1 protein-coding gene is annotated in these 518 nt (G+C 58.9%); it reads right to left on the bottom strand.

Annotated features, from left to right (window positions below; genetic code table 11):
- Nucleotides 1–32 precede the first annotated feature (32 nt).
- Nucleotides 33–518, bottom strand: a 486-nt coding sequence (locus NCT32_RS37060; protein WP_250491570.1) for an IS3 family transposase, incomplete at its 5' end; no start/stop codon positions are given.

The raw sequence follows: 518 nt of genomic DNA, 5'->3' as shown, positions 1-518 counted from the left end.
CCCGGCTTTGTCGGAGACTGCCGAGTTTGGCGCTACGCCGCGCGAGCGGAGCGCGCCAGATTCCGATTGTAAGCTTCCTCTGCCTCCGCCGGCGACATGTACCCGAGCGGGCCGAGCAACCGATGATGGTTATACCAGTGAACCCATTCGAGCGTGGCGAGCTCGACGTCTTGGAGCGTACGCCATGAACGCCGATGCACAACTTCGGCCTTATACAAGCCGTTGATCGTTTCGGCCAGAGCGTTGTCGTAGGAGTCACCGACAGTTCCGACTGATGGCTCAACGCCAACGTCCACCAAACGTTCGGTGTACCGAATGCTGAGATATTGAGACCCGTGATCGCTATGATGAATGAGTCCGGGCGGCGGCTGACGATCGTGTAACGCCTGGTTCAGCGCGTCCAGCACGAAGTCAGTTCTCATCGATGCCGACACGCGCCAACCGACGATACGGCGCGCAAACACATCGGTCACGAAGGCCACGTAGACAAAGCCCGACCATGTCCAACAATAGGTGAA

The organism is Caballeronia sp. INML2, assembly GCF_023631365.1.
Taxonomy (GTDB): Bacteria; Pseudomonadota; Gammaproteobacteria; order Burkholderiales; family Burkholderiaceae; genus Caballeronia; species Caballeronia turbans.
The sequence above is the reverse complement of the archived record's forward strand: the minus strand, read 5'-3'. Positions and strand labels throughout refer to the sequence as shown.